Raw genomic sequence first — 18,734 nt, forward strand, 5'->3', positions numbered from 1 at the left:
AGCCTTCGAACGACTTCCCGCACGCCTGAAGGACGCGCCGATTCTCGAGTCGGCGCGTCCTTGCTTTCCTGAAGCGGCGACGCTGTCAAACCGTATGACCGGACCTGCTGTACGGCCTCGCCGCCTTTTCAGGCGCTCTCCCGCTGCGACCCCGACGGTTTCAAGGCTGTCCGGCCGTCTCGACTCCGTCGAGAAGTTCGAGGGACGCCTCCCAAAGTCGGTCCTGAGGGCCAACGTCGTACGCGTACGGCGACGCTCGAATCGGACGCGTCAGGTTGAAGAACTGCCCGTTGGGCTGCAGGAATCGGTCGCTCGTCGCGAGTTCGCCGAGGGCGTGCCCTGCTCGGGCGGGCGGGCGAGACACCCAGCCGCTGATGACGCGAACCAACGGCGACGCCTCGTTCATCAATTCCGAACGTACCAACCCCGGATAAAAAGCGTGCGAGACGAGACCACTTCTCGCCAATTTGAACGCGAACAGCAAATTGGCCATCTTGGACGCACCGAACGCCCGTAGGGCTTGGAAGCGCTCAAGGCCCATGACGTCCTGAAAGTCGATGCGGGTCGTGGACGGCGCGGTCACCGTCAGGATTCGCGACTTCGCCGTTCGCTGCAACGTCTCGGTGAGTTCACGGGTGAGCAGGAGCGGGGCGAGATGGTTCACGGTGAACATCGTCTCCAATCCCGCCGACGTCACCGTCCGCGTCTGCTTGAACACCGCCGCGACGTGAAGCAAGGCGTGGATGTGCTCGTGCGCTTCCCGAAGCTCCAGGGCCGCTCGGCGCACGCGAGGCAAGTCCGAGAAGTCCACGGGATAGAGCTGGACTCGGGTCGCCGGAGCCTCCTGAAGAATTTGCTGGCGCAGCGCCGAGAGCTTGTCCTGGCTGCGGCCCAGCAGCGCCAAGTCGTGCCCTTGTCGGGCGAGCGCCTTGGCAGTCGCGCTCGCGATGGCGCCCGTCGCTCCTGTGATGACCATGACTTGCGGCATGAAACTCCTTCGAGGCGTGTGGTGTACGGGCAGTGTACTCGCCCGGCGACACGACGGCTGTGCGTCGTCTTGAATTCTTCAAGTCTGGGAAACGTGCGCTGGCGCGAGAGGCGTCATGCCCGAATCACCCGGCGACGCTTACCCTGAGGGCGTTTCGAGGTCGAGCCTCGAGGGGAGGATCGCATGGAGTGGACGCTGTTCGTGTTCGCAATCGGAGTGGCCGCGTTGGTGATCGGTGGAGCGTCGCTCGCTCGCTGGGGCGAGCGACGAGGCAGGCGGGGACCGGGATGGTCCGCGTTGAAAGTGTTCGTCGTGCTGGAACTGCTGCTCGACGCCTTGCCGAGCGACCGCGACCGCATCGAGCTTCCCGGCGCGAGCGACGTGGCGCGCACCTCGACGCCGCGCCGAGCCAAAGGCGCGGGGAACGCGAGGAAGCGCCGGCCGAGCCGGAAGTCGTAGCGGCCGACGCTTCATCCGCCGCGCTCGGACGCTTTGATACATTGAGGGCAACGATGAAGAGCGCGCCGACGTGGCGGCTGTTCGTGCTCGGCGGGTTCAAGCTCGTCGCTCCGGACGGCCGGAAAATCTCGCTGGGAGACAAGCAAGTGGCCTTGCTGTCCTACCTCGCCGTGGAAGGTTCCGCGACGCGCTCGCAAGTGGCGGGCGCCTTGTGGCCCGACCGGACGGAGGCGGCGGCGCGCAACAACTTGGCGCAGCTCGTCAAGCGGACGCGCACGACCTTGGAGGAAAACCTCTTCGAGGGAATGGAGACCTTGTCGCTCGCGCCGCTCGTGGACGTCGATGTTCGCCGGGTGTTCGATTCCTCCTCGTCCGCCGCCGATCTGCCCGAAGGGACGCTGCTCGCCGACGTCGTGTTCGACGACTCGCTCGATCTCGCCGATTGGTTGACCGTTCAGCGTGAACGCGTGGACTTGCGCCGCGCCCGCGTCCTCGCGCTCGCCGCCGCGAACGCCGAAGAGCGCGAGGACTTCGCGACCGCGCTCGAACTCGCGCGGCGTGTGCTCGACACCGACCCGCTCTCGGAAGACGCCCACCGTCGCTTGATGCGCCTGCTGTACTTGCAAGGCGAGCCGCGCCGCGCCTTGGAGGTGTACGCGCGCCTCCAGGACGTGCTGACCCGTGAACTGCGCGTCCAGCCGATGCCCGAGACGGGCGCCCTCGCCGCGCTTATCGAGCGGGGAGGAGCCTTGCCCGTCGCTCGCCCGGCGTCGTCGCCCGTCAAGTCGCCCGCCATTCACGCGCCTCGCCTCGTGGGCCGCGAAGTCCAGTGGCAGGAAATGGAGCGAGCGTGGCAGGCCGGGCAGTTCATCATCGTGGCGGGCGACCCGGGAATGGGAAAGACGCGCCTCGCGACGGATTTCGCTGCCAGCAAGGGGCGCGTGCTGTTCGTCGAGGCGCGTCCCGGCGATTCGCTCGTGCCGTACACGACGACGACGCGCAGCATGCGCGGCGCCTTGAAGACGTCGGGGCTGGATTTGCCGCCCGATTTGCGCGGTCCGCTGAGCTCCTTGATGCCCGACCTCGCGCCTCCCGGCGAGTCTCCGCCCGACGTTCCCGACGACGTCTTGCGCCGAGCGCTGCAACGCGCGCTCGCGCTCACGCTCGCCAACGTGGACGTGTGCGTGTTCGACGACATGCAGTTCGCCGATCAAGCGAGCATCGACGTCGGCTTCGAGTTCATCGACGCGTTCTTCCCGATGGGACGGGCGGGCGGTGTTCCGCACTTCGTGGCCGTGCACCGCTCTCACGAATTGCCCGAGTTCACAAGGGTCATTTTCGAGCGCTTGGAACGCGCGGGGCAGGCGGCGTGGCTTCATCTGCCTCCCTTGGATTCCCAAGCGGCGCGGGCGCTGCTCGAAAGCGTCGGGGTCGGTGACGCGCAAGGATTGGCGGACGCGTCGAACGGTCACCCCCTCTTCTTGCTCGAAGGCGTCAAGGCCATCGCGTCCGGACGGGAGTTGAGCACCTCACCGAGCGTTCCCCCCAAGCTCGGGCAGCTCATTCTCGACCGTGTGTCGCGACTTTCCAAGACTGCCCTCCACGTCGCGCGTGCGAGCGCCGTGCTGCGCCGAGACTTCACGCCGGAACTCGTCTCTCGCATGCTCACGGCACCCCTGCTCGACGTCGCCGACGCTTGGAGCGAGCTGGAGGAAGCGCAGGTCCTGTCGGGCGAACGCTTTCACCACGACCTCGTCGCGGAAGCCGTGAGCGCCGGGATTCCGGCGTCGGTGCGGCGCTTGCTGCACCGCGCGGCCGCGCGGGCACTCACGGCCGACGCGGCGCCCGCCGCCCGCGTGGCGTGGCACTGGCGTGAAGGCGGGCAGGACCTCGAGGCGGCGACGTGGCTGGTGCGAGCCGGAGACGCGGCGCGAACGACGCTGCGTTTGCGCGAAGCGGCGGCGCACTTCGAAGACGCCGCGCGGCTCTTCGAAGCGCACGAGGATTCGAGGGCGTTCGACGCGTGGCTTCGGCGCGCGCGCACCTTGGCGCTCGCCGACGACTTGGAAGCGCGGCAAGCGTCGGTGAACGACGTGCTCGAACGCGCCGTGAGTCCGCGAGAAGTCGCCGAAGGTTGGCTGCTGCAAGCGGGCTTGTTCGCGGCGACGAACGCGGGCCCCCGGGCCGAGGCCTCGGTGCGGCGCGGCCTGGAGGCGTTGGGCGACGAGGAAGCGCCCAACTTGCGGGCGAGTCTGCTCAGCGACCTCAGCGCGGCGTTGTGGACGCAAGGCCGTCTCGACGACGCCGAGGTGGCTGTGCGTGAGGCCTTGGCGCTGCTCGAACCGCTCGGGCCCTCCAGCGGTCTGGCCGAGGCGCTCAGCAACCTCGCCGTGCTTCTCGATCACCAAGACCGCCATCACGAAGCCGAGCCGCTGCATCGCCGCGCGGCGCAACTGCTCGAAGGTCTCGGCGATCACAGCCTGCTCGCCGTCATCTTGTGCAACCTCGCCGTGTGCCTCGGCGAGCTCGGAAACGGGCGCGAGTCCTTGACGGCGCTTCAACGCGCGGCGGCCCTGCACGAAGCGAGCGCGGCAGAGGGATCGGCGTTGCTGCGCGTTTCGCTCGGGTCCGCGCACGCCGACCTCGGACAATACGCGTCGGCCATCGAGCTCTTCGAGCGCGTGCTTCAGCACGACCTCGACCCGAGCGGTTGGATGCACGACTACGTTCGCGGCTTGCTCGCGAACGTCTTCACGACGCTCGGAAGCTACGAGCGCGCCGAGACGCTGTTGAAGCGGGCCTTGAGCGAGGGCATGCCGGACTCGTTCTTGGCGCGCGTGCACCTCTGGGCCGCTCGGTTACGAGTGGCGCGCGGCGAAGAGCCCGGACGCGACCTCGCCGAGGCCGAACGCTTGCTGGGCGCCACGCCGCGTCCACTGCTGCTGGGGCGAGTGCGCCTCTTGCAGGCGGCGCACGGCTCGCTGGACGCGGCGCGAGAAGCGCTCGAGCTGGGCTCGAAGTTCGATCTGCCCGGCCTGCGACTCGGCGCGCACACGCGCTTGGCGACCCTGCTGAGGCGCGTCGATCCGCCAGAGGCAGCGGAGCACGCCGAGCGGGCCCTGCGGCTCGCGCGGGCGTACGAGCCCGCCGATTTGTCGAAGGGGGAGGTGCTGCTCGCCGCGTTCGAAGTGCAAGCGCTCACGAACGCCGCCGAAGCCGAAGAGACGCTGCGCCGTGCGCGCGAATGGTTCACCGAGACGTCGCTGCGGCACGTGCCGCGCGAGGCGAGCGCGGACTTCGAGGCGCGCAGCTTCATCGGCCGGGCTTTGGCGGCCTCGACGCCGCGCGTTCCTTCCACGGATTGACCCACCTTTCGGACGTGGAGGTGTTTTACCCGCGACGCGTGAACGCGGTGCTACACTTTCTCATGCCACAACGTGGTCTGGACTGGCGAGTCGAGGTACTCGGAACGCCCCGCTTGGTGTCGGCGACGTCTCCCGAGCGAGCCGTGCCGTTGGAGCGCAAGACGGCCGCGCTTCTCGCGTACCTCGCCCTCGAAGGACGCGCGTCACGCGCTCTTCTGGCGGAGCTTCTGTGGCCCGACACGCCGTCGGGCGCCGCCCGCAACAACCTCGTGCACGTGCTGCGCCGCTTGAAGGAAGCGAGCGGCGTGGATCTCGTGGAGGCAGGCGAGGTGCTCTCGTTGGGTGCGGACGTCCGTGTGGACGTGCTGGACGTGCTTTCCTCGGGCGGTGAGCACGTCGAGGGCGGCGGTCTCCTCGACGGGGCCGCGCTCGACGACCTGCCCGACTTCAGCGAGTGGCTGCTCGCCAAGCGCGAGGAACTCGACGTCGTGCGGACGCGGATGCGTCAAGAGACCGTCGAGGCGTTGTTGGCGCGCGGAGAGACGAGCGAGGCCGTCGAGCTCGCCGAACGCTGGATGGACGCCGATCCTCTCGCCGAGGACGCGCACCGCGCCCTGATGCGCGCCCACTACGACCTCGGCGATCGTCCCGCCGCCCTGCGCGCCTACCACCGCTGCAAGATGCTGCTTCGCCGCGAACTCGGCGTGGATCCCTCGCCCGAGACGCAACGGCTCGCGCGCGCCATCGACCTCGGCACGGTCGAGAGCGCGGCCGCGCCACGACCGAGGCGCATTCCCCTCACGGTGTTGCGCCCGCCGACGTTGGTGGGCCGCGAGGACGTGTGGGCGAGAATGGAGGAAGCGTGGGCCAAGGGGCTCGGCATCGTCATCGAAGGCGATCCGGGTTCGGGCAAGTCTCGTCTCGCGCGCGACTTCCTGCGGTCGCGCGAAGGCTACCAGATCCTGTTCTTCCAAGGACGCCCGGGCGACGCCGACGTGCCGTACGCCACGCACGCGCGCAACTACCGTCAGACGCTGGAGGCGAATCCGGACTTGGAGTTGCCCGAGTGGGTGATCGCCGAGTTGGCGCGCATGCTGCCCGAACTTGGCGAGGCCCCGCCGCCTCTGCAGACGGAACTCGACAAGCGGCGCTTCTACGAAGCGAAGTACGAGGTGTTGCGGCGCGTCGCCGAGCGCGGTCCCGTCGTCATCTGCACCGACGACGTGCAGTTCATGGACGAGCCGAGCATCGAGGCGGGCGCGTACGTCGGGTCGCGCTTCTGGGGCGATCCGAGTACGACGCTGCGCGCCTTGTACACCTACCGCACCGGGGCCCTTCCGCCTTACGGAGCGTCGCTCGTCGCGCAGATGACGGCGGCGGGCGTGATCGTCCCGATGCACCTGACGCCTCTCAGCGAGCAGGCGGTGACGACCTTGCTCGCCGACCTCGACGTGCCCGACGCGACGCACCGAACGAAGATCGCGCGTACGACGCGCGGCAACGTCCAGTTCGTCCTCGAGACCGTCAAGAACTTGTTCGAGGACTCGACCGTCGCCGAGTCGCCCACCTCCAAGAGCGACGACATCACGGCGATGGTCGAGCAACGGCTCGCGCGTCTCTCGCCCTCGGCGTTGCAAGCGGCGAGAGCGGCGGCCGTGCTGCGCCTCGACTTCACCTTGGAACTCGTTTCGCAAACCCTCGGCATCGGCTTGCTCGAAACGGCGACCGCCTGGGAGGAATTGGAGGACGCGCAAGTCGTGTCGGGCGAAGCGTTCAGCCACGACCTCGTGCAAGAAAGCGTGCTCACCACGATGCCGCCCGGCGTGCGCCGCATCCTGCACCGCAGTGCCGCGCGCGTCCTCATGACGCAAGGCGCGCCTCCCGCGCGCATCGCGGGTCACTGGCAGGCAGGCGAAGACCCGCGTCAAGCCGCTCGGTGGCTCGTGCAGGCGGGTGAAGCGGCGCAGCGGGCCTTGAGGCTCGGCGAGGCGCACGAGGCGTACACCCGCGCGCTCGCCGCCGCCCTCGAAACCGGCGATGAAAGCACGGCGGCGAGCGCGCGAGAAGCGCTCGCGATCCTGGCCGCCCGCGTCGAGCAAGCTTCCTGAACGCCGCGTCCCCTGAAGCGTGGACCGTCGGACCGTCATTCGACAGTCACGCTCGAAGCGTTACGGTGAAGGCCCGTGGAAACGCGGCCGAAGTGAAGGAGGCATCATGGAACGAGAACAGTCCGATACGCCGAGTGTGTCCGAGGGAGGGCGCGTGTACGTGCTGCGCGTCTGGCGAGAAGAAGAACGAGACGCGCACCACATGACCGTCCGCGAAGGAACCAACGGTCAACGCCGCGTCTTCGACAGCGTCGACGATTGCATCGATCACCTCTACAGCGAATTCATGCGCTTTTGAAGAGATGGTCGGCATGACCGTGTGCTCGCTCGACATCACCCGGGCGGACGTCGCGGCGCGCGTTCTCGACTTGCAACGCCAGTCGTACGAAGTCGAGGCGGCCCTCATCGGGCGGCGGGACTTGCCGCCGCTCCACGAGACGCTGGAGGACTTGCGTGCGTGCGGCGAAACGTTTTTCGGTGTGTTCGAGCGCGAGCAGTTGGCGGGCGCCGTCTCTTACAAGCGTCTCGGTGACACCGTGGACGTGCACCGCGTGATGGTGCGGCCCGCGTACTTTCGTCGAGGCGTCGCCCGCACGCTCGTCACGTTCGTCGAAACGTGCGAGGAGGACGCTCGACGGTTCGTCGTGTCCACCGGGAGCCTCAACGCGCCCGCCAAGCGCTTGTACGCCCACCTCGGCTTTCGCGAGATGGGAGAGCGCGAAGTCGCGCCCGGCCTGACGATCACCGAATTCGAGAAGACGCGGGGGTGAAGGCGAGGCGCCACATGCCTCAGCCATGCCCGCTTTTCTACAGTGCCCGGCATGAAGACCGCCCTGCGAGCCTGCCTCCTCGCGTCCCTCGTGTCCGCCTCCGCCTTCGCCGCCCAAAGCACCGAGAGCGTGCAGCAGCACCTCAACGACCTCATTCGTCAAAACGGACTCGACAAGCCGCCCACGCCGACCGACGACGACCTCATCGCGCCGCTCGTCTTGCCGCCCGGAGACGACGACCTCATCACGCCGCTCGTTCCGCCGCCTGTCGAGCCCGCTCCCTTGGTATTCACGGAACCCCAACTGCGCGCCGACTACGACCGCCAGTATCCCGGCTTGAAGGACGCTTCCGCGAGCGAAGCTCGCTTGGACGCGGCTTTGAGCGAATTCTCGGCGTGGCGCGGACGCGTTCGCGCCATGAAACTCGACGCGAAGTTCAAAGCGGAGATCTTCGAAGGCTGGAGCCTCATCGCCAAGGCGGTGGAAGCCAGCGTGAACCGCGCCTCCACGAGATGCTCGGCGGGGGAGGCCGTGCAACTGCGCACCATGGTGACGTGGCTCGCGTGGATCGAGAAGAACCAAGCCCTCTCGCCGTACTTCGCGGGCAAGGTCGAGGCGATGGAGCGCAAGGCGGAAAACTGCGGAACGTACGAGTTGGAGTTCGATTCGCGCATCACCTGGGGACACGGCGCTTCGGACCACGTGCGCGCCGTCGTTCCGTTCAAGATGTACTCGGCCGCCCCGAGGCTTCGCCCGTGGGGCAAGGCGCAGGCGCAGTACGTGCAGCACACGCCCGAGCCCGACGAGTGCGGCATGGCCGTCGTGAAGCTCGAAGCGCAGGAGATGTGGGTCATGAACGTGCAACTCAACACCCACGTGAATCGTTCCGCGCCGACGCACCTCGATCCCGTCTTGTTCATCGTGGAACCTTTCGTCGAGAAGACGATCAAGATGCTGTGCCCGCTGTACAACGGGCACACGTCCACCGACAACCAGTGGTTCTTCGACGACATGCACGACGACGAGAAGGTCCGGTTCTTCAACCCCGCGACCGAAGGTCTCGCCATCACCGACTTCACCTTGGAAGGCGGCGAACTCACGAAGCGTTACCGCCGCACGATCGAAGGCAACGTCGAGGACACGGTGTTCATCTTGCACCATAAACCTGTTCGCTGAGCCCCCGCGACCGAGTGGCGCCCAGGAGGCGTCGTACGAGGCCGTTGCGATCGACGGCATCAGGACAACTCGAAGCGCTCGGCGAACGTCGCCGAGCGCTTCCGCGATGGCGCGGCCCCGAACTTCGAGAGGAGGAGCGAAGACGACATGGAAGCGAGCGCACGCCGAATCAAGGTGAATCGAAACGCCTTCGCATGAACGGCCGAGGTCACGCGGAGGCGTTGGAGACTTTGCGTGCTGAAAGCGTGCTGCCCCTTGAAGCGGCGGGTCACCTCATCGTCGTGACGACGCCCGCGATGAAGCCGCGCTCCACCTTCGCCCTCAAGACGACGGTCGAGAGGAGCAGGGTCGTGACAATGACGCTTTTCATGGATTCTCCCTTCGCGTTCGCCGCGAGCGGCTTCGTGCGTGCCCGAAAGGAACGAGGCACGCGACGAGGCTAGTTTGGAACGCCTGAATTCGCCTTTCGAGGAGACTCAGCTCGGAATGAAGCTGATTTTGCCGGTCGCCGAGATGTCGCCGCCCGCCGAGCCGATCATCACGCCTGAAGACACGCCGCCCTTCACGCCCACGTCGATGAGTTGCCCGCTCGTGTCTCCCGTGAAGTACACCCCGCCTTTCACGCCGACGCTGAGTGGAGAGCCGCTCGTGCCACCCTTGACGCCCACGCCCACGGTGATGCGTCCACTCCACGCGTACTCGAGCTCGCCGTACACGCCCACGTCGAAGATGAGAACTCCGGTCTTGAGCGGCGTGACCTCCACCGCGACCTTCTCGCAGCTCAAGTTGAGCTTGACGAGCACGAGGTCGAACTTGAGCTTCGGGTTCTTGGCGGTGCACGCGAACGACGGCGGCGGATCGAACTTCACGGACGCCACGTCGGCGCGCTCGCCGCAGCGGACGTGCCAATCGCGGCTGCCGTGTTGATGCCACAAGGCGCTCGGCGCGGCGGCCGCTTGTAGGAGCGTGCCGCTGACGAGGATGTCGGCGTGCTGCTCGGCGGACAAGCGGGCGAATTCGAAGGTGGCGGGATCCTCGATGTTTCCGGCGAGGCCCGTCATGAGCCGGAAGGTGCGGTCGAATACCTCGGCGACCGCGCCGTCGAGGCGCAGCATGCGCGTGCGCCACGCGTTCGTCGCGGTTTCCATGGCGTCGCAACGCTGCCCGTCGAATTCTTGCAATTGCAGTTCCGTGCACCGCGTGGCGCACGCGCTCGTCTGGGCGTCCGCGATGAGCTTCATGGTCTGCTCGTAGATCCCGGCGGGCGTGACGGCGCTGTAGTACACCTGGGCTTGGGTGTGAGGCGCGTCGGCGCGAAAGGCGTTGAACATCACCGCGCGGTCCTCGCGTTCCATCTCCTCGTTCACGAGCGCCCACCCGGCGCGGACGTCGGGGTCGAACTCCGCCGCGTCGATGCGCGCGGTGATGTCGGAAACGCGCGCGCTCGTCAGCAGCGAGCCGGGATCGTGCCGCGCGCGCGTGCGAAGCGTCACGACCAACTCGCCGAGTCGCTTCGCGCGAGCGCGCATGCGCGCGTCGATGATGCCTTGGACTTCCTTCACGCGCGCTTCGAACACGAGGCCTTCGCCGACGTGCTTCGGGTACGGGAGTTGAGGCAACTTCCAACCGACGCCGCCCGACAAGTCGTACACGTCCTTCGCGGCGGGCCACGTCGGCGTGGGCGCGGCGTGGCCCTCGCCGCTCGCTTGGGAGGGGGGCGGGTTCGTCGTGGCCGCGCCGTCTTTCAAGGCGGCGGCGCGGCGCATGGAAAGACGGTAGAAGCGCATGGCCTCGTCGTCCTTGCGTTGCGCCTTGAGGGCCATGGCGAGGTTGCGTTGCGCTTCGGAAAGCGACGGATCGAGCGTCACCGCGCGGCGCAAGACGCTTTCCGCCTCCTGTGCGCGGCCGAGCTTGAGCAGGGCGTATCCGCGCGCGTTGAGCGCGAGCGCGTCCGCTCCGAACAAGTCGTCGGTCGGCTTCGGAAGCTTGCCCGCCGCGTCGAGCAACGCGAGCGCTTCGCATGGAAAGCCGAGCACGCCCGCGAGGCCCGCCGTGTTCACGAGCTGGGACGCGTCGCGCTCGTCACGCGCGTACCCTTCGAGGAGCGCCGCGAGCGCCACGTGCGGACGGTTCGCGGCCACGGCCTGCGCGGCGATTCGGTCGGCTTGCTCGGGCGTGGTGACCGCGGCGTGCAACTTCGCGGCGTCCGACGCGCCGAGGTGTTTGGCCACGAAGTCGCGCGTGTTCTTCAACGCCGTCGCGAGCGACAAGGAAGCAGGACACGTCGGCGCCGAGACCGGTGCCGCCGCGGGCGTGGTCGCGGCGCGCGTCTGCTGGGCGCTCAGCGCGGCGAGGGTTTCCTCGAAGATCTTGCGGTTCGGATCGTTCGGGGGCATGCCCGCGAGGGTGGCGCGAAGCTGCTCCAAGGCTTTTTGCGTCGCCGCGCTCGCCTCGGCCCGAACGGAAAGGCTGGGCGGAGGTCCGTACAAGGACCGGTACTCGACGTCGAGCCGCGAGCGCAGCGCGCTTTCCGCTTGGCCGAGGGCGGCGTCCGACCAAGCGACGAATTCGCTCGGGGAAGCGGCGAGGGCGGCGCCCGATACGAGCAACGCGGTCAGCACGCCGGAAATGAGGGTGTTCATGGTGATCCTCCTGCCCGCCACGCTACGGTCGGCACGATGGCTTCACGGTGACAAGGCGAGCGGAGCGCGCGGCCCGCTTCACGCGAGGAGCGAGCCGCTTGCCGAGGACGATTCCCATTCCCGGCGAGCGGCGGCTTGTCACTCGGATATCACCTGCCTCGCGGCAAGGTACGGGCACGGCAGTTCATGACCGCGAAAGGAAGTTCCCATGCGAAAAATCGCCTTGTCGACCGCCCTCGTTCTCACCTCCACCGCCCTCGCCGCGTCGTTCTCGGGCACCGTGCAAGCGCCGAAGGGCGTGGACCTCAAGGGCGCGACGATCGTCGCGTGTGCCGCCAAGGACGGCGGGTGCGACGAGGACGCCAGCGTCTTGACCACCGTTTCCACCTCGGGCGCCGAAGCGAACTTTCAATTGGCCGTTCAGCCGAACGTCGGCTACTATCTGCTCGCTTGGAAGGACGTGAACGGCAACGGCGACATCGACGACGGTGACTACTTTGCGCGCCTGTCCGGTGCCGACGGCGCGGCGTTGAAGGTGCAGGCGCCCCGCGCGAACGTGCGCCTCTCGATCGGCAAGCTCGGCGCGGCGCCCGACTCCACCTCGCCCGCGCCTTCCCAAAAGGCCGTCACTCCGAAGCCGATCGTCACGAAGGGCTCGCCCGGCTACGTCACGGGTCAAGTATTCGACTCGCTGGGGCGCCCACTTCGAGGCGCGTTCGTCACGATCGACCCGGCGGTCAACGGCTACTTCGTCAATACCCTCGGCACCTTCGAGACGGACGCGAACGGCGCGTACAAGGTGAGGCTCACGCCCGAGGTGTCGTGGAAGGCGGTCGTGAGCGCGAACATGACGTGGCGAGACCAGCCGATGTGCTTGCCGGGCGCGCCCTTCGGCAACGGCGGATTCTTCTTCGATCGGGACGGCGCGGTGCGGCACTTCAGAATCGACGTGAACGTCGCCGACTTGACCCTTCGCCAGGAATTCGTCGTTTCCACCAATCCCGCCGAACGTCCTCGCTTCATCGGGGGCAACAACGTCAACCGCTTCAAGTTGTCCTTGAAGCCCCTCGGGCGCCTCGTGGACGGCACGACGACCTCGGCATCCGAAGCCACCGTCGTCGCTTCGAAGTCGGGCGGCGTCGACAGCACGACAATTTCGCTGCGCAAGCTGCCCCTCGGTAGGTACGAGCTGTCGCTGGCGTACGTGGAAAGCGACGGATCGTTGACGCCTTTGCTGGTCCACGACACCGGCAAGGCGAACTCGGCCTTCGCGCGCACGACGACCGTCGACTTCGACCGAATCATCGGTTGCGGCGCCCTCGGCGAAGTCGAGTACCAATTTCCACGTTGAAGGTCGGGCGAGAACGTGTCGACGTCGCTGCTCGAACGCTTCGTGCTGCCCGCGCTCCTCGTCTTGTCGTCCGTCCCGGCCCGTTGTCATCCTGATGTCACGTTCGCGCCTGTACGTTCGACGAGCTCGCCGACCACGGCTTGCTAGGAGGTCATCATGTCCGACGTTCGTTTCCTTCGAGTTCACGCTCGCCGCTTCGCCTTGTACGCGCTGATCGGCTTGGCGAGCTTCACCTTCGCTCCTCGAGTTCACGCTCAAGCCTTGCCGAGCGGCCTGCTTTCGACTGCCAGCCAAGGAGTGCTCTCCGCGTTCGGCCGCACCGTCTCCTCGTCGAGCGCCGCCGCGAAGGCCGACCTCACGATCGGCGTGTTCAAGTCGGGCGCCCGAATCCTGCCGAGTCGGATGGCGAGCGGGCTCGCCGACGTCAGCGACGCGCAGCGGAAACAGGCGCGCGAGTTGTACGAGCAACTGCTCGACGGATACGACACGCTGCTCGAGCAAAATCAGGAAGCTCGCCTGAAGAACAACGTCGCCGGAGCGATCTTGTACGCCCTGACGGTCGGACACCTCGTGCTGACGGGCGAGGAGTTGAGCGAGGGGCAGCAAGAAGGCGTGCTGGGCAGCGTCACGCAAGCGCTCGCGAAGGTGCAGACTTTCAAGGGCTTGCCCGACGCGCGCAAGCAGGAGTTGTACGAATCGCTCGTCATCGCGGCGAACCTCGCCCTTGGCCTTCAGCGGGAAGCGGCCGACCACCCCGAGTACGAGCAGCAGGCCAAGGACCTCGCCGAACTGCTGTACCACCAGGTGCTCGCCCGCAGCCACGACGACGTGACGTTCACGACAAGCGGCTTGAAGTTCAAGTGAACGACGTCATGCGAGCGTGGCTTCGCCGCGCCGCCCTCGCGGTCGCCGCCACGGGCGCGACGGTGTCGATTTCTTCGGCGGGGATGACGCTCATCGAGGCGGCCCGGTCCCCGACGATCTCGGCGTGGCGTTCTTCGCGTGGGCCGCTTGGACCTCTACGAACTTCACGCGCGGCTTGCCCGTCGCCGTCACGTTCGCGCGAAGTGCGGTTCGTAAGGTCCGTGTAAGACTCTCTTTTGTATCCTGCCTTCGTCTCGAACGCCTTCGCTTATCAGGACTGTGAAGCCGCGTTCGGTCTGGAGGCTCCTCATGACCGTCGCAAGGCAGAAGTACCTGGAAGCTCGCGAAGCCATTCTCAGCGCGCACGAACACGGGCGCATGACGCTCTTGGAAGCGAGGGAGCGTCTCTTGGCGCTCGAGCGAGGCAAGGTGACGCAGCAAGAAGCGCACGACCGCGTCTCCGCGTACGACCGGCTGAGATATTCCCGCGCCCGCTGACCCGTTCCGAATCGATTCTCGAACGCCCCCTCCTGATGCCAGGAGGGGGCGTTCTCGCCGCGCCGTGAAACTTCTTGCCCGTTTCCCGTTTGCGCGGACCGCCGTGTCATTCGTCGTTCGGTCGCGCCTGGAGGCGCGCCGTTGCAAAATCGAAGCGTGAACGTCGTGCATTGCGCGTGTGGTCGCTCCTACCGCTTTCAAAGGATTCCGTCGGGGCACGGCGTCGTGGTGCTGGAGAAACGCTGGCCGTGGAGCCGCCCCGCGTGGCGGCCTTGGGGCAAGTGGTCGTCGACGATTCAGAAGTTTCGCTGCAAGTGCGGCCGCAACTTGCGGCCTTGACGTCGCTCAGCTCGTCCAGTGGGCGGCGCCCACGAGTCCGGCGTCCACCCCGAGCTTGGCGGGGGCGAGCAGGCCGGGCACGCCGACGTGCGCTTCGAGCTTCGCGCGAAAGTCGCTTGCGAGCCCCAAGCCGCCTCCGACTGCGACGCGTTCGAGGTCGAGCAGCTTCGCGGCGTCCCACAGCTTTCCGGCGATGAGGCGCGCGGCGTGGGCGAGGGCGGCCTCGGCATCCTCGTCCGAGGCGGCGTGACGCACGACGTCGCGCGCGCCGGTCCAACCTCTCGCTTTGGCGTAACGATCGAGGGCGGTTCCGCTCGCGGCGAGCTCGAGGGGCGTGCCGTCGGCGAGGCGCGTGAAGCCGATCTCGGCGCCTTCCACGAGGCGTCCGTCGAGGACCATGCCCGCCCCGACGCCCGTGGACACCGTGACGAACAAGAAGCGCTCGGTGCCGTGCCCCGCGCCGAACCGGAACTCGCCCCACGCGGCGGCGTCCGCGTCGTTCAAGACGACCGTCGGCTTCGCGAAGGCGCCGCGCAGCAAGCTTTGCAAGTCCACGTCCGTCCACGGCAACGTTTCGAGGTTCAAGGCCGACACGCGTCCGCGCCGCACGTGTCCCGTCGCGGCGACCGCCACGCGCGGCGCGAAGCGCGCCCACTCGCTGCCGAGGTCCACGAACGCCTGAACGACGCGCCATGGCGAGCGGTCCTTCGGCATGGCGACTTCGCGCCGCTCTACCACCCGCGCGTCCTCGACGAGGGCGGCGGCGAGTTTCGTGCCGCCCATGTCGAACGCAAGAACGCGCTCAGGCATCTCGCACCGTCAACGGGAAGACGCCCGTGAAGAGGCGCGGCCAAGCGAGGCTCGCGCCGTGCCACTCGAAGGCGAAGTTCGCGAAGCGCGGCGCGAACGCCGTCTGCCAAAGTTCCCGCGCGCGAACCGCCAGACGCGCGTCGACTTCCGTCGTCGCCAGCGGCATCTGATCGCCGAGATCGAAGATGTTCGGAGCGGGCAGGACGTTCCACACTTCGGCGCGCACGTCCGCTTGATACAGCCAGTCGTCCACGAGGCGGGAGAAGAGCGCTTCGACGCGCGCGCGCTCGCGCCCTTGGCCGTGCAGGACGCACACGCCCGTCGCGATGGCTCCGCCGAGGGTGTTCCCGGCGGTGTTCCACGCGGCGTACCCCGTGAGGTTGGCGAGGGGCGCGCTTCCCAGCAGAGTCATGAGGCGTCGCTCGGCGCCGTTGGGGTACGCGACGTCGGCCAGCACGACCTTCTCGCCGCGGCTCAGGGCTTCTCGGAGCTTCGAGGCGAACGCCGGGAGGTTCCTCGCGGGCGTGTCCACCGACTCGAAGTCGGGCTGCGCGTGTCCTTGCCGCACGGCGGGCGCGCTCACGAAGAGGGTGAAGGCTTCGCCTGACGTGACCTCCTCGCAGCCGCACGCCTTGAGGTGATCGTGCACGAGCGGTCCGAGCGGTCGGTCCTCGTACAGCGTCGTCGCGGCGACCGAGAGGGGAGAAGGATACACGACCTTGACCTTCAAGCGCCGCTCGCCGAGCAAGGCGCGGGCGAGCAGGACCGACGACACTTCGTCCGCGCCCGGATACACCTCCGCCTTGTCCCACAAGTCCAGCGCGTCGAGCTTCGCTTCCAACTCGCGGCGGTCGCGGGCGGCGAGACCGTACGGCGTCGTGTCGTCCAAGGTGAGGTGGAGACGCTCCAGCACGCCTTCGTGCAGCAAGTCGATGGCCGCCTCGTGCATCGCGTGATTGCGCTCGCGCGTCGCCAGCCAGTCGGTCAGGACGTGCGTCGGAACGGCGTTCCGGGCTTCTTGAAGGCGCGCGCTCGTCTCGGCGGAGAAGTTGGCGCGCTCGTTTCGGTCCGTCCATTCGGACACCGCGCGAAGGCGTGCGCCCCACTCGCCGTAGTACGGCTTTTCCTCCAGCGGGTCGTCGTCGTGCGCCACGCGGACGACGATGCCGTGCGCGAGGATGCGCAGGGAAGGATGCGAGGCCTTGAGTTCGCGCAAAGTTGCCAAGCGTTCGAGCACGTCGGTCAGCGGTGTCGATTCGCGGCGCGCGGGCACGAGACCGCCGAGCGTCAGCATCTCCAGGCTCACGACGAGGACGTCGGCCGACGGCGCGTGTTCGAGCAGCCAAGCGTGCAGCGTCCTCGTGTCGGCGGGTCGGGCGCAGTCGTTGAGAAGATTCTTGGGAGGGGAGAGCAGGGAGACGCCCGCCGCCTCCGCCAACTGGTGTGGCAAGTCGAGGGTGGGCGGGCGCGAATCGCAGGGAAGCAGCAAGATGTGCATGGATGAAGTTCGGTCAGCCTTTCACCGCGCCGTCGAGTCCGCGCATGAAGAACTTCTGGGCGGCGAGGAACACGACGAGGACGGGCAGCATCATGATCATGGCGCCCGCGGCGATGTTGAACGGGTCGTAGTTGAATTGGCCTCTGAGCTTCAAGACGGCCACGGCGAGAGGTTGCAAGTCTTCGTTGGTAATAAGCGCGAGGCTGGGCCAGAAGTAGTCGTTCCAACTGCCGACGAGCGTGAAGATCGCCAGGGCCGTGAGGGTCGGGACGGACAGCGGCAGCATGATGCGCCACCAGATCTGCAGTTCTGTCGCGCCGTCGAGCCGCGCCGCTTCCAGCAACGTCTCGGGAATGGCGAGGTACGCGCTTCTCATCACGAAGATGCCGAAGGCCGTCGCGAGGACGGGCAGCACGACGCCCGCGTACGTGCCGAGGATGCCGAGGTTGCGCAGTGTCAGGACGTTCACGATGAAGCTCGTCTCGGACGGCAGCACGAGAGTCGACAAGATGATTCCCAGGATGATCGCGCGGCCCGGAAAGCGAATGCGCGCCAAGGGGTACGCGGCGAGCGACGCGACGAACAGCGTTCCGATCACCGTGAGCGTGGAGATCACGACGGAGTTCCACACGTACTTGCCGAGGCTGAAGGTCTTGTAGACGTCGGTGAAGTTGTTCAGCGTGAGGTGCCGTGGAAAGAGGCTCGCCGGGAAGTCGTAGATGGACACTCCGTTCGACACGGTCTTGTCCGTCAGCGAGATCGCGAGCGTCCAAAGAAACGGAAACACCGCGAAGACGAGGATGACCGTCAGCAAGGCGTACGTACCGACCTTGCCCAGCACGGACAGCGCGCGCACCCGTGGAGCGGGCCGCGTGCGCTCGGGAGCGCGGGTCTTGGCGATCATCCGGTCACCTGCTGATCGCGCGTGAGGCGGTAGTTGACGTAGCTCAGCAGAAAGCCGATGAGGGCCACGCCCATCCCGGCGGCCGCGCCCTGCCCGTAGTCGAATTCCTTGAAGGCCTTGCTGTACACGTAGAAGAGCGCCGTGTACGTCGAGTTGACGGGACCGCCGCCGGTGAACACCATGATTTCTTGCAGCACGCGAAGCGCGGCGAGCGTCGAGAGCAGCGAGCAGATCATCAGCGTCGGCTTCATGAGGGGCACGGTGATCTTCCAGAAGACTTGCGTCTTCGTCGCGCCGTCGAGCCGCGCCGCTTCGTCGAGTTCCGTCGGAATCGACTGCAAGCCCGCGAGGTACAGCACCATGTAGTACCCGAAGCCTTGCCAGAACGTCACGAACATGATCGCCCACAACGCCGTGTTCTCGTTGATGAGCCATCCGAACGCGCTCGTCTTCGACAGCACCCCGAGGCCTTGGAGCGCCGCGTTGATCATGCCGTCCTTCGCGTACACCCACTCCCACATCACGGCGGCGAGCGAGATGCTCGTGATGACGGGGATGTAGTACCCCGCGCGGAAGAACGCGATGGCCGGAAGGCTGCGATTGACGAGCACCGCCACGAGCAGCGAGAAGATTTGCAAGATCGGCACGACGACGAGGTACTTCAGCGAGTTCACGATGCCCGTCTGGTACAGCGGATCGGAGAACACCTTCTGGTAGTTCTCGAGTCCCACCCACGACGGCCCCTTGCCCGCGCCGAGTTCCAGCGCCGTGTACTTCGAGAAGCTCAAGACGACGTTGTACAGCACGGGATACAGCGTGAACACGCCCAGCAGAACGAGGGCGGGCAGCAGCATCGCGTAAGCGGTCAAAGTGGTTCGGGTCTTGTTCATGGGTGGAATCCCTCGTCACCCCTCACCTGCAATCCCTCTCCTGTCGTGGGAGAGGGATTGCAGGGGGAGGCT

At 67.1% G+C, this 18,734-nt stretch carries 16 protein-coding genes; 10 read left to right on the forward strand and 6 right to left on the reverse strand.

Annotated features, from left to right (window positions below; genetic code table 11):
- Positions 1 to 160: 160 nt before the first annotated feature.
- Positions 161 to 988, reverse strand: a complete 828-nt coding sequence (locus tag DES52_RS05235; RefSeq protein ID WP_110885721.1) for an SDR family NAD(P)-dependent oxidoreductase — start codon at positions 986 to 988, stop codon at positions 161 to 163.
- Positions 989 to 1,171: 183 nt separating this feature from the next.
- Between DES52_RS05235 and DES52_RS05240 the strand changes: the two genes are divergently transcribed.
- From DES52_RS05240 to DES52_RS05265, 6 genes are all read left to right on the forward strand, one after another.
- Positions 1,172 to 1,447, forward strand: a complete 276-nt coding sequence (locus DES52_RS05240) for a hypothetical protein (protein WP_110885722.1) — start codon at positions 1,172 to 1,174, stop codon at positions 1,445 to 1,447.
- Positions 1,448 to 1,500: 53 nt separating this feature from the next.
- Positions 1,501 to 4,812 (forward strand): ATP-binding protein, encoded by a 3,312-nt coding sequence (locus tag DES52_RS05245; protein WP_110885723.1) that lies wholly within the window; start codon positions 1,501 to 1,503, stop codon positions 4,810 to 4,812.
- Positions 4,813 to 4,874: 62 nt separating this feature from the next.
- On the forward strand, positions 4,875 to 6,920 hold the full coding sequence (locus DES52_RS05250; protein ID WP_110885852.1) for an ATP-binding protein: 2,046 nt from the start codon (positions 4,875 to 4,877) through the stop codon (positions 6,918 to 6,920).
- A gap of 106 nt (positions 6,921 to 7,026) precedes the next feature.
- Positions 7,027 to 7,218: a hypothetical protein gene (locus DES52_RS05255; RefSeq protein WP_110885853.1), complete on the forward strand. Its 192-nt coding sequence runs from the start codon at positions 7,027 to 7,029 to the stop codon at positions 7,216 to 7,218.
- A 13-nt stretch (positions 7,219 to 7,231) separates the two neighbouring features.
- Positions 7,232 to 7,690, forward strand: a complete 459-nt coding sequence (locus DES52_RS05260) for a GNAT family N-acetyltransferase (protein ID WP_110885854.1) — start codon at positions 7,232 to 7,234, stop codon at positions 7,688 to 7,690.
- Positions 7,691 to 7,741: 51 nt separating this feature from the next.
- Entirely contained in the window at positions 7,742 to 8,866 is a 1,125-nt protein-coding gene (locus DES52_RS05265; protein ID WP_146237186.1) for a hypothetical protein, read from the forward strand.
- A 476-nt stretch (positions 8,867 to 9,342) separates the two neighbouring features.
- Here DES52_RS05265 and DES52_RS05275 read toward each other — a convergent pair whose 3' ends face one another.
- Positions 9,343 to 11,508 carry a tetratricopeptide repeat protein gene (locus tag DES52_RS05275; protein WP_211317863.1) on the reverse strand — a complete coding sequence of 722 codons (2,166 nt, stop codon included), beginning with the start codon at positions 11,506 to 11,508 and terminating at the stop codon, positions 9,343 to 9,345.
- 208 nt (positions 11,509 to 11,716) lie between these two features.
- On the opposite strand from DES52_RS05275, the gene DES52_RS05280 reads away from it, so the two are divergent.
- The 4 genes from DES52_RS05280 (at position 11,717) to DES52_RS05300 (ending at position 14,560) form a co-directional block, all read left to right on the forward strand.
- Positions 11,717 to 12,859, forward strand: a complete 1,143-nt coding sequence (locus tag DES52_RS05280; RefSeq protein WP_110885726.1) for a peptidase associated/transthyretin-like domain-containing protein — start codon at positions 11,717 to 11,719, stop codon at positions 12,857 to 12,859.
- 156 nt (positions 12,860 to 13,015) lie between these two features.
- Complete coding sequence (locus DES52_RS05285) at positions 13,016 to 13,723, forward strand: DUF6683 family protein (protein ID WP_110885727.1); 708 nt, start codon at positions 13,016 to 13,018, stop codon at positions 13,721 to 13,723.
- A gap of 309 nt (positions 13,724 to 14,032) precedes the next feature.
- Positions 14,033 to 14,221 carry a hypothetical protein gene (locus tag DES52_RS05295; protein ID WP_110885729.1) on the forward strand — a complete coding sequence of 63 codons (189 nt, stop codon included), beginning with the start codon at positions 14,033 to 14,035 and terminating at the stop codon, positions 14,219 to 14,221.
- A 156-nt stretch (positions 14,222 to 14,377) separates the two neighbouring features.
- Positions 14,378 to 14,560, forward strand: coding sequence for a hypothetical protein (locus tag DES52_RS05300; protein ID WP_146237187.1), 183 nt, complete (start codon positions 14,378 to 14,380; stop codon positions 14,558 to 14,560).
- A 6-nt stretch (positions 14,561 to 14,566) separates the two neighbouring features.
- Here DES52_RS05300 and DES52_RS05305 read toward each other — a convergent pair whose 3' ends face one another.
- The 4 genes from DES52_RS05305 to DES52_RS05320 are packed head-to-tail and all read right to left on the reverse strand — an operon-like array spanning position 14,567 to position 18,662.
- On the reverse strand, positions 14,567 to 15,370 hold the full coding sequence (locus DES52_RS05305; protein WP_110885731.1) for an ROK family protein: 804 nt from the start codon (positions 15,368 to 15,370) through the stop codon (positions 14,567 to 14,569).
- Positions 15,363 to 16,868, reverse strand: coding sequence for a DUF4127 family protein (locus tag DES52_RS05310; protein WP_110885732.1), 1,506 nt, complete (start codon positions 16,866 to 16,868; stop codon positions 15,363 to 15,365). The genes DES52_RS05305 and DES52_RS05310 overlap by 8 nt, the downstream gene beginning before the upstream one ends.
- Positions 16,869 to 16,881: 13 nt before the next feature.
- On the reverse strand, positions 16,882 to 17,772 hold the full coding sequence (locus DES52_RS05315; RefSeq protein WP_110885733.1) for a carbohydrate ABC transporter permease: 891 nt from the start codon (positions 17,770 to 17,772) through the stop codon (positions 16,882 to 16,884).
- Entirely contained in the window at positions 17,769 to 18,662 is an 894-nt protein-coding gene (locus tag DES52_RS05320; protein ID WP_110885734.1) for a carbohydrate ABC transporter permease, read from the reverse strand. The genes DES52_RS05315 and DES52_RS05320 overlap by 4 nt, the downstream gene beginning before the upstream one ends.
- Between the last annotated feature and the right edge of the window lie 72 nt (positions 18,663 to 18,734).

The organism is Deinococcus yavapaiensis KR-236 (assembly GCF_003217515.1).
GTDB classification, from domain to species: Bacteria; Deinococcota; Deinococci; order Deinococcales; family Deinococcaceae; genus Deinococcus_A; species Deinococcus_A yavapaiensis.